A 15538-nucleotide genomic window follows, 5' to 3' on the forward strand; every position below is an offset into this window, starting at 1 on the left:
GCAGCCCTCGTCATCGTTAACGTTTTTCGCGAGCGGGCTCGCTCCTACAGGAGATGTTGGTCGTCAGTTACTTCCCGCCACTGCCCGCAACGCTTTCGCCGCCACGGGTCAGGTAATAGGCGCCCAGAATCGGCAGCATGGTCACGATCATCACCAGCATCGCCACGACGTTGGTCACCGGCACGTCCCGTGGGCGGCTGAGCTGGTTGAGCAGCCACAGCGGCAGGGTGCGTTCATGGCCGGCGGTGAAGGTGGTGACGATGATCTCGTCGAACGACAGCGCGAACGCCAACATGCCGCCAGCCAGCAACGCCGAGCCGAGGTTCGGCAGGATGATGTAGCGGAAGGTCTGCCAGCCGTCGGCGCCGAGGTCCATCGAGGCCTCGATCAAGCTGTGGGAAGTGCGACGCAAGCGGGCGATGACGTTGTTGTAGACGATCACCACGCAGAAGGTCGCGTGGCCGACGATGATGGTGAACATCCCCGGCTCGATGCCCAGTGTCTTGAAGGTCGCCAGCAACGCGATCCCGGTGATGATCCCCGGCAGGGCAATCGGCAGGATCAGCATCAGCGAGATGCCTTGCTTGCCGAAGAAGTCTCGGCGATACAGCGCGGCCGAAGCCAATGTGCCGAGGACCATGGCGATCAGCGTGGCAATCGAGGCGATCTGCAACGACAGCTTGATGGCTTCGAGCACGTCCGGCCGCGAGAACGCCACGCCGATCCACTTCAGGGTGAAGCCCTTGGGCGGAAAGCTGAACGCTGCGTCTTCGGTGTTGAAGGCGTACAGGAAGATGATCAGGATCGGGAAGTGCAGGAACACTAACCCGCCCCAGGCGGCAATGCGCAGGCCCAAGGAAGCTTTTTCAGAGTGCATCGAAGGCCCCCAGACGTTTGACGATGGACAGATAGATGGCGATCAGCACGATCGGCACCAGGGTGAACGCGGCGGCCATTGGCATGTTGCCGATCGCGCCTTGCTGGGCGTAGACCATGCTGCCGACGAAGTAGCCGGGTGGGCCCACCAGTTGCGGCACGATGAAGTCACCCAGGGTCAGCGAAAACGTGAAGATGGAACCGGCGGCGATGCCCGGGATCGACAGCGGCAGAATCACTTGCATGAAGGTCTGGCGCGGCTTGGCCCCGAGGTCGGCGGAGGCTTGCAGCAACGACGGCGGCAGGCGTTCCAGCGAAGCCTGGATCGGCAGGATCATGAACGGCAGCCAGATGTAGACGAACACCATGAAGCGCCCCAGGTGCGAGGTCGACAAGGTACTGCCGCCAACCCCCGGAATGCCCAGCACGAATTGCAGGACCGGCTCCAGCCCCAGGTGCTGCACGAACCACTGCGCCACGCCGCCCTTGGCCAGCAGCAGCGTCCAGGCGTAGGCCTTGACGATGTAGCTGGCCCACATCGGCATCATCACTGCGATGTAGAAAAACGCCTTGGTCTTGCCTGTGGTGTAGCGCGCCATGTAGTAGGCAATCGGGAACGCAACGATGGCGCTGGCAATCGACACGACAACCGCCATGCCCAGGGTGCGCAGGATGATGTCGAAGTTCGACGGCTGGAACAGCGCGGCGAAGTTGGCCAGGGTCAGGTCGGGGGTGACCGCCATGGTGAAGTCATCGAAGGTGTAGAAACCTTGCCACAGCAGGGTCAGCAACGAGCCGAGATAGATCGCGCCGAACCAGATCAGCGGCGGCACCAGCAGCATCGACAGGTACAGGTTCGGCCGGCGATACAGCAGGTTGGAGAACCGGCGCAGCGGCGAGCCGCCCGACTGGTTTTGAGAGATAGCCAAGGTGTTCATGTCACACCCCGCCCGCAGCGGTGTCGTGCAACGGGATCATGGCTTCGCGTGCCCAACGCGCGCTGATGCGCTGACCGGTCTGGTGTTGTGCGCTAGTGTCCAGCCACTGGTTGTTGGCCTTGCTGATGTTCAGGGTCTGGCCGTTTTCCAGTTTCAGTTCGTAGCGGGTGGCGCTGCCCTGGTACTGGATGTCATGCAGCAAACCGCTGACTTCGATTTCGTGGCTGGCCAGCGGGCCTTCGGCGAAACGCACGTGTTCCGGACGAATCGAGAACGGCTGCGGATTGCCGCTGAGCTGTTTTGCCAGGTCACCGCGGATCACGTTGGAGGTGCCGACGAATTCCGCGACGAAGGTAGTGGCCGGTTTCATGTACAGGTTGCGCGGGCTATCGACCTGTTCGATGCGGCCCTTGTTGAACACCGCCACGCGGTCGGACATCGAGAGCGCTTCGGTCTGGTCGTGGGTGACGAAGATGAAGGTGATGCCGAGTTGGCGCTGCAGCTTCTTCAATTCGCTCTGCATTTGCTCGCGCAGCTTCAGGTCGAGGGCGCCGAGGGGTTCGTCGAGCAGCAGCACCCGTGGGCGATTGACCAGGGCACGGGCCAGGGCCACACGCTGGCGCTGGCCACCGGAGAGCTGCACGGGTTTGCGCTCGCCATAGCCGCCGAGGGCGACCATCTCCAGGGATTCTTCGGCGCGCTTGAGGCGTTCAGCTTTGCCGATGCCTTTGACTTTCAAACCGTAGGCGACGTTGTCGCGAACGTTCATGTGCGGGAACAGCGCGTAATCCTGGAACACGGTGTTCACGTCGCGCTGGTACGGCGGCAGGCCGGCGGCCTCTTCGCCATGAATTCGGATGGAACCTGCGCTCGGCTGTTCAAAACCGGCGATCAGGCGCAAACAGGTGGTCTTGCCCGAGCCGGAAGGCCCCAGCATGGAGAAAAACTCGCCGTCCTGGATGTCGATGGAAACCCGGTCTACGGCTTTCACTTCGCCGAACTGACGGGAAACGTTGGTGAACTGGACTGCAAGCGTCATGGTGCGGTGCTCCAAAAAGGCGAGGGCCGTCGCAGCGGCCCTGCCTGGACTTCTGAAAAAACTGAATCGGTAGAGAAGAGCGCTTTGCGCTCTATCGCTGGCAAGCCAGCTCCTACAGGGGTACACGGACTGTGTAGGAGCCGGCTTGCTGGCGATAAGGTCCGAAGGACCTTCAGGCGTTAACGGCCGCCCATGATCGCGATGTAGTCCTGGGTCCAGCGGCTGTACGGCACGAACTTGCCGCCTTCAGCCTGCGGGGTTTTCCAGAAGGCGATCTTGTCGAACTGGTCGAAACCATTGGTCTTGCAGCCTTCGGCGCCGAGCAGTTCGCTCTCCTTGCACGCCGCCGGAACCGCTGGCAACGAGCCGAACCACGCCGCTACATCACCCTGGACTTTCGGTTGCAGCGACCAGTCCATCCACTTGTAGGCGCAGTTAGGATGCTTGGCCTCGGTGTGCATCATGGTGGTGTCGGCCCAACCGGTGGCGCCTTCTTTCGGGATGGTCGAGGCGATTGGCTGCTTCTCGTTCATCAGGCCGTTGACCTGATAAGGCCATGCACCGGAGGCAACCACGCCTTCGTTCTTGAAGTCGCTCATTTGCACGGTGGTGTCATGCCAGTAGCGGTGGATCAGCGGCTGTTGGGCGCGCAGCAAATCGAGCACGGCCTTGTACTGGGCTTCGGTCAGTTCATACGGGTTCTGGATGCCCAGTTCCGGTTTGGTCGATTTCAGGTACAGCGCGGCGTCGGCGATGTAAATCGGACCGTCATAGGCCTGCACGCGACCCTTGTTCGACTTGCCATCGGGCAGGTCCTGCGGATCGAACACGACGTTCCAGCTGGTCGGCGCGGTCTTGAATACGTTGGTGTTGTACATCAACACGTTCGGGCCCCACTGATACGGGGTGCCGTAGGTCTGCTTGTTGACCACGTACCACGGTGCATCCTTGAGGCGCGGGTCGAGGTTTTTCCAGTTCGGGATCAACGCGGTGTTGATCGGTTGCACACGCTTGCCGACGATCAGGCGCAGGGAGGCGTCGCCGGATGCGGTGACCAGGTCATAACCACCCTTGGCCATCAGGCTGACCATTTCATCGGAAGTGGCGGCGGTCTTGACGTTGACCTTGCAGCCGGTTTCCTTTTCGAAACCGGTCACCCAGTCGTAGGCCTTGTCGCTCTCGCCACGTTCGATGTAGCCAGGCCAGGCCACAATATCCAGTTGGCCTTCGCCCGCCCCGACAGCTTTGAGCGGCTCGGCGGCCTGGACAGCGGCGCTGGCCAGCAGCGCGGTGGTGATTGCACTGAGCAGTGCGGTCTTGTGCACGAACATGGGAATTCCCTCTTCTTTAATTATGGTCGGGGCAGTTTTTTCAACGTGGTTTCAACGTCGTAAACGCGGTCCTGTAGGAGCCGGCTTGCCGGCGATGAGTCCCTCAAACCTTGCGGTGTCCTGATGGACGCCTTCGCTGGCAAGCCAGCTCCTACAAGGGGACCGCTTTGTTCCAACGTTTCTACATCAATGCCTTTACGGCTAATTGTTAGCGTAGTGCGATTTTATAAATGCTGTCCGTGGCGGGCCATGATGTGCCGCACCACGCTGTAGTCCTGAAGCGAATCGCTGGACAGGTCCTTGCCGTAGCCCGAACGCTTCAGGCCGCCATGAGGCATTTCGCTGACCAGCATGAAATGGCTGTTGATCCAGGTGCAGCCGTACTGCAAGCGCGCCGCGACCTGCATGGCCTTGTCGAGGTTCTGGGTCCAGACCGACGACGCCAGGCCGTATTCCGAATCGTTGGCCCAATCCACCGCTTGTGCCAGCTCATCGAAGCGGGTCACGGTGACCACCGGCCCGAACACTTCGCGCTGGACGATCTCGTCGCCTTGCTTGCAACCGGCGAGCAATGTCGGCTGGTAATAGAAGCCGGCACCGGAATGCACGGCGGCACCGGTCACCCGCTCGATGTGCGGCTGGCCGAGGGCGCGTTCGACAAAACTGGCCACGCGGTCACGCTGGCGGGTGCTTATCAGCGGGCCGATTTCGTTGTCGGCGTCGCGTTTGCCGGCAAAGCGCAGGCTGCTGACAGCCGCGCCCAGCTCGGCGACCAAACGGTCATGAATCCCGGCCTGGGCATAAATGCGGCAAGCGGCGGTGCAATCCTGGCCGGCGTTGTAATAGCCGTAGGTGCGCACGCCTTCGACCACGGCCTGAATGTCGGCGTCGTTGCAGACGATCACCGGAGCCTTGCCACCGAGTTCGAGGTGGGTGCGTTTGAGGGTTTTCGAGGCGGCCTGGAGAATCTTCTGGCCGGTGACGATATCGCCGGTCAGCGACACCATGCGGATCTTTGGATGGCTGACCAAATGACTGCCGACGCCTTCGCCACCGCCGCAAACGATGTTGATCACACCCCGTGGCAGGATCTCGGCCAGCGCCGGTGCCAGGGCCAGGATCGACAGCGGCGTGTGTTCCGACGGCTTGAACACCAGGGTGTTGCCGGCGGCGAGGGCCGGGGCGATTTTCCACGCGGCCATCATGATCGGGTAGTTCCACGGCGCAATCGACGCCACCACCCCGATAGGATCGCGACGGACCATGCTGGTGTAGCCCGGCAGGTATTCGCCACTGAGCTGGCCGGTCTGGCAGCGCACGGCACCGGCGAAGAAGCGGAACACGTCCACCGTGGCACTCAGGTCATCCTGACGGGCCAGGTGCAACGGCTTGCCGCAGTTCATGGATTCGAGGCGGGCGAGCAGGTCGGCGTTTTTTTCGATGGCGTTGGCGATGTCCAGCAACAGGTTCGAACGCTGCTGAGGCGTGGTCCGTGACCAACCGGCAAAGGCGCGGTGGGCGGCGAGGATCGCGGCTTCGACTTGCTCGGTGCTGGCTTCGGCGATCTGCGTGATGACTTCGCCGGTGGCGGGGTTGAGAATCGGCTCGACGCAGCCTTGACCGGCGACTAATTCACCATCAATCAATAATGCGGTGAACAACGGGGTCTGCGCGCCAGCCATTTTTCGGGTTCTCTTTTCTTGTGTGGCCATGGTGTTCCCAGTGATGGGGTCCGGCCGTCTTATATAGATGTAACAAGACTAGTTCGCGGGCCCGAGGACGACAAATACTAAATACTGAAGGTGGCGTTCGATTAAATAGATGGCTTGCGCCCGCCGTGGGGTTGTTCGCGTGCAACCGTGAGGAACGGATCCACCAGCGCCGGCCGCGCGGTGCCGCGACGCCAGGCGAGGCCGACGTCGAGGGTCTGGCTGAGGTCGGCAATCGTCCGCGCCTCGATGATGTCGCCCTCCAGAGACCACGGGCGATACGTCATGTCGGGCTGGATCGACACGCCCAATCCGGCAGCCACCAGGCTTCGCACCGCTTCGGTCGAAGCGGTGCGCAGGGTGATGCGCGGTTGCAAGGAGGCTGCCGACCACATGCGCTGGGCGTTACGGTCCATTTCGTCGACGTTCAATTGAATCAGCGGCTCGCGGGCGACGTCGGCGAGGTTGATGCTGTCGTGTTCCAGTAGCGGGTGCTGGGCCGGCAGCCATAGCCGGTGCGGCGAGTGGGTCAGTACTTCGGTCTGCAGGGCGTGACGGTCTTCGAGGTTGGAGAGGATCAGCACGCCGACATCGATCTCGCCGCTGACCAGCAAATGCTCGATGTACGGGCGCTCGTCTTCCATCACGCGGATTTCCACGTTGGGATAGGCGCGCTGGAAACGGGTGAGCAAATCCGCCAGGTAGTAGCCGGCGACCAGGCTGGTCACGCCGACGATCAACTGCCCGGCGACCTGGTCGGTGCTCTGTTGCAGGCTGCGCTTGGCGTTATCCACGGTGGCCAGGATCAAGTGCGCCTGGCGCAGGAATTGATGGCCCTGGTGGGTCAGGGTCATGCCCTTGGCGTGGCGGCTGAACAGGCTGACGCCGATTTCTTCCTCCAGTTGCTGGATCGCCAGGGTCAGGGTCGACTGGGAAATGAACGCGGTTTGCGCGGCGGCGGAGATCGAGCCGGTCTCGGCCACGGCGATGAAATGACGGATCTGACGCAAGGTCATCATGGGAAAGCACCCGGTGGGCTGTTTTTATCGATTTACGAGAGTCTATATCTTTTTTTTCGATAGGCGGCGTGTCAATGCAACATCTGGAAGCACTCTCGCGCACGGGGCGTGGGCACTTTCCAACTAGGCTGGTGGCCTTATTTCAGGTTAAACGTCCTGTGGAGGCGAAAAATGAACACCCGTGGATTGCTCGATCAACTGCTCAAATCCGGTCAGGTCCTGTTGCAGAACAAGACTGGCAGCTCTTCGCACAAAGGCGCGAGCGGCAGCACCGGTGCCCTCGGTGGTCTGCTCTCCGGCGCGAGTGGCGGGGCATTGGCGGCCGGCGCCATGGGCTTGCTGCTCGGCAGCAAAAAGGCCCGTAAGGTGGGGGGCAAGGTCGCTGTCTACGGCGGCCTCGCCGCGTTGGGCGTGCTGGCCTATAAAGCCTATGGCAACTGGCAGTCACAGCAGGGCGTTGCGGCCGGTACAGAGCCGCAAACCCTGGACCGCGTACCGCCCGCGCAAGTCGAGTTGCACAGTCAGGCGATTCTCAAGGCGCTGGTGGCGGCGGCCAAGGCTGACGGTCATGTCGATGAGCGTGAGCGCGCCTTGATCGAGGGCGAATTCACCCGGCTCGACAGCGACCAGGAACTGCAGCACTGGCTGCACGCCGAGCTCAACAAACCGCTGGACCCGAGCGATGTCGCCCGCGCTGCCCGCTCACCGGAAATCGCCGCCGAGATGTACATCGCCAGCGTGATGATGGTGGACGAGGAAAACTTCATGGAGAAGGCCTACCTCGACGAACTGGCGCGGCAGTTGAAGCTGGAGCCGGGGTTGAAAGCCGAGCTTGAGAAGCAGGTTCGCCAGGCTTCGCTGTAGACCTGTAGGAGCGGGCTTGCCCTTCAGTCAATAAATGGTTGTCTGGCACGACGTCTTCGCGAGCAAGCCCGCTCCCACAGTGTTCCTTGCCAGGCTCAAGAATTGCCTACGACACCGATCAAATGTGGGAGCGGGCTTGCTCTCGAAGGCGTATTCAGCCACACCGCATCCTTAATGGCCGATCCGTCGCCCGTTTCTACCCAATCACCGCTGGCACTCATCCCCTCAATTAACGGACAGTCCCCATCCAGAGCCCACCGGCTTGCCCGCGGGATGAGCGGCGGCGTGCATCCGTCTTATAAATGAAACACCGCCCTCGGCTATACTCCCCGCATTTCGAATCAGGCCCGAGGATTGACTGTGAAGAACTGGACGTTGCGCCAACGCATTTTGGCGAGCTTTGCGGTAATTATCGCCATCATGTTGCTGATGGTGGTCCTCTCCTATTCGAGATTGCTGAAGATTGAAGAGAGCGAAGACAGCGTTCGGGATGACGCATTGCCGGGGCTTTACTACAGCTCGATGATTCGCAGCGCCTGGAGCGACGCTTTCCTGCAGACGCAGGAAATGCTTGGTTTGAAAGAAGGGCAGGGCATCAGCAGCGAAGACGCCGCGGAGTTCAAGGCTTTCGAGGCGCGCCTGCTGGAGGAGATGAGCAACTATCGCAACACCGTCACGACGGATGAGGACAAGGTCGAATACGCCGTTTTCGTACAAAAGCACGAGGAATTCAACAAGGTTCTGGCTGCTGTGCTCGAGCTGCACAGCCGGAACCAGGAAGCTGAAGCGATCAAGTTGTTCACCGAGCAACTGACCCCGGTCTGGACCGCCGGCCGGATGAAACTCAACGACATCATCCGCGAAAATAAAGCAGTGGCCGATCGTGACATCGCCGCCATCGACGACGCGGTCATCGCGGCCAAGATCAGCATGGGCATTTCCCTGCTGGTGGCGGTGCTGGCCGCCGGCCTCTGCGGCCTGTTGCTGATGCGCGCCATCATGGCGCCAATGAACCGCATCGTGAAGATTCTGGAAATCATGCGCACCGGTGACCTCAGCAATCGCCTGAACCTGGAGCGCAAGGACGAATTCGGCGCCGTGGAAACCGGCTTCAACGACATGATGACCGAGCTGACCTCGCTGGTGTCCCAGGCCCAGCGTTCGTCGGTGCAGGTGACCACGTCGGTGACCGAGATCGCCGCGACGTCCAAGCAGCAACAAGCCACCGCCACCGAAACCGCCGCCACCACCACGGAGATCGGCGCGACCTCCCGTGAGATCGCCGCCACTTCCCGGGATCTGGTGCGCACCATGACCGAAGTCTCCACCGCCGCCGACCAGGCATCCGTGGCCGCCGGCTCCGGGCAACAGGGCCTGGCGCGCATGGAAGAAACCATGCACTCGGTGATGGGCGCGGCCGATCTGGTCAATGCCAAGCTGGCGATCCTCAACGAGAAGGCCGGCAACATCAATCAGGTGGTGGTGACCATCGTCAAGGTCGCCGACCAGACCAACCTGTTGTCGCTCAACGCCGCCATCGAGGCCGAAAAGGCCGGCGAGTACGGACGCGGTTTTGCCGTGGTCGCCACCGAAGTTCGGCGCCTGGCGGACCAGACGGCTGTGGCCACCTACGACATCGAGCAAATGGTGCGCGAGATCCAGTCGGCGGTGTCAGCCGGGGTCATGGGCATGGACAAGTTCTCCGAAGAAGTGCGTCGCGGCATGTCCGAGGTGCAGCAGGTCGGCGAGCAGTTGTCGCAGATCATCCATCAGGTCCAGGCGCTGGCGCCGCGGGTGCTGATGGTCAACGAAGGCATGCAGGCCCAGGCCACCGGTGCCGAGCAGATCAACCACGCGCTGGTGCAGTTGGGCGATGCCAGCAGCCAGACGGTCGAGTCCCTGCGTCAGGCCAGTTTCGCCATCGATGAGCTGAGCCAGGTGGCCATCGGGCTGCGCAGCGGCGTTTCGCGATTCAAAGTCTGATGAGTGAAATCACGGCCAAACGCTCTGCCGTGAAGCAGGCGCTGCATGCATTGTTCCTGGTGTTTCGCATCGGCAACGAGCGCTATGCCTTGAAGGCTATCGAAGTGGCGGAAGTGCTGCCGCGCCTGCCCTTGAAGCCCATTGCCCATGCCCCCGCCTGGGTCGCCGGGGTGTTCGCCTATCGCGGCACCGTGGTGCCGGTGATCGATTTGAGCGCACTGACCTTTGGGACGCCGGCACAGGCCCGTACCAGCACGCGACTGGTGCTGGTCAACTATCGCCCGGATGAAACTGCCGAGACACAGCTGCTCGGGCTGATTCTGGAACAGGCGACCGATACCTTGCGCTGCGCCCCGGCGGATTTTCAGCCCTACGGCCTGGACAATCGGCAGGCGCCTTACCTCGGGCCGGTGCGCAAGGATGAGCAGGGCTTGCTGCAATGGGTACGGGTCAGCGATCTGCTGGACGACCAGGTTCGCGCCTTGTTATTCCCCTCGCCGCCACTGGATCCGGTGCTGCTGGAGGAACGCTCATGAACAGCGATCAGCGTTTTTTCGACTTCCTCAAGGAACGTATCGGCCTCGACGTGGCTTCCGTGGGGCCGGCGATCATCGAGCGCGCAGTGCGCCAGCGCAGCATCGCTGCACAAGCATCCTCGGCCGATGACTATTGGCGCACCTTGCAGGGTTCCCGGGACGAGCAACAGGCATTGATCGAAGCGGTGATCGTTCCGGAGACCTGGTTCTTCCGCTATCCGGAGTCCTTCGCCACCCTGGCGAAACTGGCGAGCAAACGCCTGGCCGAGATCAACAACCTGCGCGCACTGCGGATTCTCAGCCTGCCGTGTTCCACCGGTGAAGAGCCTTACTCGATCGCCATGGCGTTGCTCGATGCCGGGCTCAAGCCGCACCAGTTCAAGGTCGACGGCATGGACGTCAGCCCGCTGTCGGTGGAAAAAGCCAGGCGCGCCTTCTACGGCAAGAACTCCTTCCGGGGCGACGACATTGCGTATCGCGACCGTCATTTTACGGCCGAGGGTGACGGCTATCGCCTGGACCCGCGTGTGCAGGAGCAGGTGCGCTTGCAGGTCGGCAATCTGCTGGATCCGGCCTTGCTGGCCGGTGAACCGCCGTTCGACTTCGTGTTTTGTCGCAACCTGCTGATCTATTTCGACCAGCCGACCCAGAAGCAAGTCTTCGACGTGCTCAAGCGCCTGACCCACGATGACGGCGTGCTGTTTATCGGTCCGGCCGAAGGCAGTCTGCTGGGACGCCTGGGGATGCGCTCGATCGGTATCGCGCAGTCCTTCGCGTTCAGTCGACAAGGGACTGCGGACCCTGAACCCTTGCCGGTGTTCGTTCCAGCCCCCTTGCCTGTGCCGCAACCGTTGCGCAATCCGCCGCCTGCACCCGTGCGCAGGCGCCCATTCGCCAGTGTCGTGCCGCTGGCTTCTGTAGCGCCAACGTCCGGCGCCGATACGGCCGTGCTGCTGGCGAACATCGCCACGCTGGCCAACGAAGGTAAAAGCGCCGAGGCAAGGGCCGCGTGTGAAAGCTATTTGCGCAGTCATGAACCGGTAGCCCAGGTGTTCTATTGGCTGGGACTGCTCAGCGATGTCGCCGGCAACGTCCTGGAAGCCCAGGGCTTTTATCGCAAGGTGCTGTACCTCGAACCGCAACATTCCGAAGCGTTGATGCACCTGGCCGCATTGCTGCAGGCCCAGGGTGACGCGACGGGGGCCAGACGATTGCAGGAGCGTGCCGCCCGTAGCGGGCGCGCCGCCGACAGTGAGCGTAAACGATGATCGCCTCCGACACCTTTAGCGTCACCCGGGATGCCCAGGCCATCGACGACTGCTGGAACCGCATCGGTATCCACGGCGACAAGTCCTGCCCGCTGCTGGCCGAGCATATTCACTGCCGCAATTGTGCGGTGTATTCGGCGGCCGCCACACGCTTGCTCGATCGCTATGCGTTGCAGCAGGAAGATCGCGGGCCAGCGTCCGTCGCGGTCGAGAACGAGGTGAAAACCCGTTCGCTGCTGATGTTCCGCCTGGGTGAAGAATGGCTGGCTCTCGCGACCCGCAGTCTGGTCGAGGTGGCGCCACTGCAAGCGATTCACTCCTTGCCGCACCAGCGCTCCCGGGCCTTGCTCGGCGTGGCGAATGTGCGCGGCGCGCTGGTTGCCTGCCTGTCGCTGGTGGAGTTGCTGGGGCTCGACGACATCGTCAGCGCGGTGTCCGGCACGCGGGTCATGCCACGCATGCTGATCATCGCGGCCCACGGCGGGCCGGTGGTGGTGCCGGTGGACGAAGTCGACGGGATTCACGCCATCGACGAGCGCATCCTCGATGCCGCATCGCGTTCGGGTGCCCAGGCCAGCGCCAAATACACCCGTGGCGTGTTGCAATTCAAAGGTCGCAGCCTGCGTTGGCTGGATGAAGAACAGCTGCTGTCCGCCGTGACCCGGAGCCTTACATGACCCCCGAGCAAATGCGCGACGCCTCTTTGCTGGAGCTGTTCAGCCTGGAGGCCGAAGCCCAGACCCAGGTGTTGAGCGCCGGCCTGCTGGCGCTTGAGCGCGACCCGACACTGGCCGATCAACTCGAATCGTGCATGCGTGCGGCGCATTCGCTCAAAGGCGCGGCGCGGATCGTCGGCGTCGATGCCGGGGTCAACGTTGCCCATGTGATGGAAGATTGCCTGGTCAGTGCCCAGGAAGGGCGCTTGTTGTTGCGCCCCGGACACATCGATGCGCTGCTGCAAGGTACCGATTTGCTGATGCGCATCGCCACGCCGGGCAACAACCCGGAGGCCGCGGACATCGAGGCCTACGAGGCGTTGATGGCGCGCTTGCTGGACCCGGCGGCCCCGCTGATTGCGCCTGCCGCACCGGTGATGGCCGAACTTCAACTTGAAGCACCTGCGTCCAAGGTCGAGGCACCGGTACCTGTCGTCGAGCCCACACCGACCGCAGTCCCACGCAAGACCAAACGCACCACCGAAAATGGCGAGCGCGTGCTGCGTGTCACCGCCGAGCGCCTGAACAGCTTGCTCGATCTGTCGAGCAAATCCCTGGTGGAAACCCAGCGGCTCAAACCGCACCTGGCGACCATGCAGCGCCTCAAGCGCATGCAGAGCAACAGCCTGCGAGCCCTGGAGAGTCTCAACGTTCACCTCAAGGATCACGCCTTGAGCCTGGAAGCCCAGGAAGTTCTCGAGGATGCGCGGCGCTTGCTGGCGCAATCCCAGCAACTGCTCATGGAAAAGAACGCCGAACTCGATGAGTTCGCCTGGCATGCCAGCCAGCGGGCGCAGGTGTTGTACGACACGGCGCTGGCTTGTCGCATGCGGCCGTTTGCCGATGTGCTGACCGGGCAGGTGCGCATGGTCCGGGATCTGGGGCGCGACCTGGGCAAACAGGTGCGGCTGGAAATCGAAGGCGAGAAGACTCAGGTCGATCGCGACGTCCTGGAAAAGCTCGAAGCGCCGCTGACTCACCTGTTGCGCAACGCAGTCGACCACGGCATCGAAACCCCGGAACAGCGCCTGCTGGCGGGCAAGCCAGCTGAAGGTTTGATTCGCTTGCGCGCCTCTCATCAAGCCGGTTTGCTGGTGCTTGAATTGAGCGATGACGGTAATGGCGTGGATCTGGAAAAGGTCCGTCGCAGTATCGTCGAGCGGAGTTTGTCGCCCGCGCAAACCGCCGCGCAGTTGAGCGAAGAAGAGCTGCTGACGTTCCTGTTCCTGCCTGGCTTCAGTCTGCGCGACACGGTCACCGAGGTGTCCGGTCGCGGTGTCGGCCTGGATGCGGTGCAGCACATGGTCCGGCAGTTGCGCGGCGCAGTGGTGCTGGAACAGACGGCGGGCGAGGGCAGTCGTTTCCACCTCGAAGTGCCGCTGACCCTGTCGGTGGTGCGCAGTCTGGTCGTGGAAGTCGGCGACGAAGCCTATGCCTTCCCGCTGGCGCACATCGAGCGCATGTGTGATCTGGAGCCGGAGGATATCGTGCAGGTCGAAGGCCGCCAGCACTTCTGGCACGAAGGCCGGCATGTCGGCCTGGTCGCGGCCAGCCAACTGCTGCAACGTCCGGCCAGCCAGAACAGCGGGCAAACCCTGAAAGTCGTGGTGATTCGCGAGCGCGATGCGATCTACGGCGTGGCGGTGGAACGGTTTGTCGGTGAGCGGACGCTGGTGGTGCTGCCGCTGGATGAGCGTCTGGGCAAGGTGCAGGACATTTCCGCCGGGGCCCTGCTCGACGACGGCTCGGTGGTGCTGATCGTTGATGTCGAAGACATGCTGCGTTCGGTGGAAAAACTGCTCAACACCGGTCGACTGGAGCGCATTGCCCGTCACAGCAATCAGGTGGTCGAGGCGGCCCGCAAGCGAATTCTGGTGGTGGACGATTCCCTGACCGTGCGAGAGTTGGAGCGCAAGCTGTTGCTCAATCGCGGTTACGACGTGGCGGTTGCGGTAGACGGCATGGACGGCTGGAACGCGCTGCGTTCGGAGGATTTCGATCTGTTGATCACCGACATTGATATGCCGCGCATGGATGGCATCGAACTGGTCACGTTGCTGCGTCGCGACACTCGCCTGCAATCGTTGCCGGTGATGGTGGTGTCTTATAAGGATCGTGAAGAGGACCGGCGTCGTGGACTGGATGCCGGAGCCGACTATTATCTAGCCAAGGCCAGTTTTCATGACGACGCCTTGCTCGATGCAGTGGTCGAGCTCATCGGAGGAGCGCGGGCATGAGGATTGCTATCGTCAACGACATGCCCATGGCGGTGGAGGCCCTGCGCCGCGCCCTGGCATTCGAGCCGACACACGAGGTGGTCTGGGTCGCCGGCAATGGCGCCGAGGCGGTGCGCCAGTGCGCGCAAGACACGCCGGACCTGATTCTGATGGACCTGATCATGCCGGTGATGGATGGCGTCGAGGCCACGCGACGGATCATGGCCGAGACCCCGTGCGCCATTGTCATCGTCACCGTGGATCGCCAGCAGAACGTGCACCGGGTGTTCGAGGCCATGGGCCATGGTGCGCTGGACGTGGTCGACACCCCGGCCCTCGGCGCCGGCAATGCCCAGGAAGCGGCTGCGCCGTTGTTGCGCAAGATCATGAACATCGGTTGGCTGATCGGCGACAAGGGCAACCGTCCGCGCCCGGCGCCGGCACCGTTGCGCAATTCGGGCTCACGCCAGAGCCTGATCGCCATTGGCTCATCCGCCGGTGGGCCGGCGGCGCTGGAAGTCTTGCTCAAGGGGTTGCCGCGTGATTTCTCGCCAGCCATCGTACTGGTGCAACATGTTGACCAGGTGTTTGCCGCCGGCATGGCTGAATGGCTCGGCAGTGCCAGCGGCCTCGACGTGCGGCTGGCCCAGCAAGGCGAGCCGCCGCAAAGCGGCAAGGTATTGCTGGCCGGCACCAATCACCATATTCGCTTGCTGAAAAACGGCACGCTGGCCTACACCGCCGAACCGGTCAACGAGATCTACCGGCCCTCCATCGATGTGTTCTTCGAGAGTGTGGCCAGCTACTGGAATGGTGACGCCGTGGGGGTTTTGCTCACCGGCATGGGGCGTGATGGCGCCCAGGGGCTTAAACTCATGCGCCAACAGGGCTACCTGACCATCGCACAAGACCAGGGCAGCAGTGCGGTGTATGGCATGCCAAAGGCGGCCGCGGCCATCGACGCTGCCGTGGAGATTCGCCCGCTGGACAAGATAGCGCCACGATTGCTGGAGATTTTCGCCAAATGAGCAGCTTTTCCCGCA

At 62.4% G+C, this 15538-nt stretch carries 13 protein-coding genes; 7 read left to right on the forward strand and 6 right to left on the reverse strand.

Annotated elements, in window-relative coordinates:
• Nucleotides 1-67: 67 nt before the first annotated feature.
• From KGA88_RS26320 to KGA88_RS26345, 6 genes are all read right to left on the reverse strand, one after another.
• Nucleotides 68-877 carry an ABC transporter permease gene (locus tag KGA88_RS26320; RefSeq protein WP_102699051.1) on the reverse strand — a complete coding sequence of 270 codons (810 nt, stop codon included), beginning with the start codon at nucleotides 875-877 and terminating at the stop codon, nucleotides 68-70.
• A complete protein-coding gene (locus tag KGA88_RS26325; RefSeq protein ID WP_110658965.1) occupies nucleotides 867-1814 on the reverse strand; it encodes an ABC transporter permease in 948 nt (315 codons plus the stop codon). Before KGA88_RS26325 ends, KGA88_RS26320 begins: the two co-directional genes overlap by 11 nt.
• A 1-nt stretch (nucleotide 1815) precedes the next feature.
• The gene (locus KGA88_RS26330) at nucleotides 1816-2853 is read right to left on the reverse strand and encodes an ABC transporter ATP-binding protein (RefSeq protein WP_110658967.1); all 1038 of its coding nucleotides are present in this window, start codon (nucleotides 2851-2853) and stop codon (nucleotides 1816-1818) included.
• 179 nt (nucleotides 2854-3032) lie between these two features.
• Nucleotides 3033-4184 carry a putative ABC transporter substrate-binding protein YdcS gene (gene ydcS, locus KGA88_RS26335; RefSeq protein ID WP_110658969.1) on the reverse strand — a complete coding sequence of 384 codons (1152 nt, stop codon included), beginning with the start codon at nucleotides 4182-4184 and terminating at the stop codon, nucleotides 3033-3035.
• Between the two features lie 224 nt (nucleotides 4185-4408).
• Nucleotides 4409-5896, reverse strand: a complete 1488-nt coding sequence (locus tag KGA88_RS26340; protein ID WP_110658971.1) for a gamma-aminobutyraldehyde dehydrogenase — start codon at nucleotides 5894-5896, stop codon at nucleotides 4409-4411.
• Nucleotides 5897-5997: 101 nt separating this feature from the next.
• Nucleotides 5998-6912 carry a LysR family transcriptional regulator gene (locus KGA88_RS26345; RefSeq protein WP_085724453.1) on the reverse strand — a complete coding sequence of 305 codons (915 nt, stop codon included), beginning with the start codon at nucleotides 6910-6912 and terminating at the stop codon, nucleotides 5998-6000.
• A 171-nt stretch (nucleotides 6913-7083) separates the two neighbouring features.
• Here KGA88_RS26345 and KGA88_RS26350 point away from each other — a divergent pair, with 171 nt between their 5' ends.
• From KGA88_RS26350 to KGA88_RS26380, 7 genes are all read left to right on the forward strand, one after another.
• Nucleotides 7084-7776 (forward strand): tellurite resistance TerB family protein, encoded by a 693-nt coding sequence (locus tag KGA88_RS26350; RefSeq protein ID WP_223595281.1) that lies wholly within the window; start codon nucleotides 7084-7086, stop codon nucleotides 7774-7776.
• 360 nt (nucleotides 7777-8136) lie between these two features.
• Nucleotides 8137-9759 (forward strand): methyl-accepting chemotaxis protein, encoded by a 1623-nt coding sequence (locus KGA88_RS26355; RefSeq protein WP_223595282.1) that lies wholly within the window; start codon nucleotides 8137-8139, stop codon nucleotides 9757-9759.
• Entirely contained in the window at nucleotides 9759-10295 is a 537-nt protein-coding gene (locus KGA88_RS26360) for a chemotaxis protein CheW (RefSeq protein WP_223595284.1), read from the forward strand. The genes KGA88_RS26355 and KGA88_RS26360 overlap by 1 nt, the downstream gene beginning before the upstream one ends.
• Nucleotides 10292-11563: a CheR family methyltransferase gene (locus tag KGA88_RS26365; protein ID WP_223595286.1), complete on the forward strand. Its 1272-nt coding sequence runs from the start codon at nucleotides 10292-10294 to the stop codon at nucleotides 11561-11563. Before KGA88_RS26360 ends, KGA88_RS26365 begins: the two co-directional genes overlap by 4 nt.
• A complete protein-coding gene (locus KGA88_RS26370) occupies nucleotides 11560-12240 on the forward strand; it encodes a chemotaxis protein CheW (RefSeq protein ID WP_110658981.1) in 681 nt (226 codons plus the stop codon). Before KGA88_RS26365 ends, KGA88_RS26370 begins: the two co-directional genes overlap by 4 nt.
• A complete protein-coding gene (locus KGA88_RS26375) occupies nucleotides 12237-14516 on the forward strand; it encodes a hybrid sensor histidine kinase/response regulator (protein ID WP_223595288.1) in 2280 nt (759 codons plus the stop codon). Before KGA88_RS26370 ends, KGA88_RS26375 begins: the two co-directional genes overlap by 4 nt.
• Nucleotides 14513-15523 (forward strand): chemotaxis response regulator protein-glutamate methylesterase, encoded by a 1011-nt coding sequence (locus tag KGA88_RS26380; RefSeq protein WP_223595291.1) that lies wholly within the window; start codon nucleotides 14513-14515, stop codon nucleotides 15521-15523. Before KGA88_RS26375 ends, KGA88_RS26380 begins: the two co-directional genes overlap by 4 nt.
• The last annotated feature ends 15 nt before the right edge of the window (nucleotides 15524-15538 follow it).

The organism is Pseudomonas sp. A-R-19 (assembly GCF_019956575.1).
Classification (GTDB): Bacteria; Pseudomonadota; Gammaproteobacteria; order Pseudomonadales; family Pseudomonadaceae; genus Aquipseudomonas.

Coding starts and splice junctions, on each gene's coding strand:
- ydcS (WP_110658969.1), bottom strand. CDS start 4,184: ATGTTCGTGCACAAGACCGCACTGCTCAGTGCAATCACCACCGCGCTG.
- KGA88_RS26320 (WP_102699051.1), bottom strand. CDS start 877: ATGCACTCTGAAAAAGCTTCCTTGGGCCTGCGCATTGCCGCCTGGGGC.
- KGA88_RS26325 (WP_110658965.1), bottom strand. CDS start 1,814: ATGAACACCTTGGCTATCTCTCAAAACCAGTCGGGCGGCTCGCCGCTG.
- KGA88_RS26350 (WP_223595281.1), top strand. CDS start 7,084: ATGAACACCCGTGGATTGCTCGATCAACTGCTCAAATCCGGTCAGGTC.
- KGA88_RS26375 (WP_223595288.1), top strand. CDS start 12,237: ATGACCCCCGAGCAAATGCGCGACGCCTCTTTGCTGGAGCTGTTCAGC.
- KGA88_RS26380 (WP_223595291.1), top strand. CDS start 14,513: ATGAGGATTGCTATCGTCAACGACATGCCCATGGCGGTGGAGGCCCTG.
- KGA88_RS26360 (WP_223595284.1), top strand. CDS start 9,759: ATGAGTGAAATCACGGCCAAACGCTCTGCCGTGAAGCAGGCGCTGCAT.
- KGA88_RS26340 (WP_110658971.1), bottom strand. CDS start 5,896: ATGGCCACACAAGAAAAGAGAACCCGAAAAATGGCTGGCGCGCAGACC.
- KGA88_RS26330 (WP_110658967.1), bottom strand. CDS start 2,853: ATGACGCTTGCAGTCCAGTTCACCAACGTTTCCCGTCAGTTCGGCGAA.
- KGA88_RS26365 (WP_223595286.1), top strand. CDS start 10,292: ATGAACAGCGATCAGCGTTTTTTCGACTTCCTCAAGGAACGTATCGGC.
- KGA88_RS26345 (WP_085724453.1), bottom strand. CDS start 6,912: ATGATGACCTTGCGTCAGATCCGTCATTTCATCGCCGTGGCCGAGACC.
- KGA88_RS26370 (WP_110658981.1), top strand. CDS start 11,560: ATGATCGCCTCCGACACCTTTAGCGTCACCCGGGATGCCCAGGCCATC.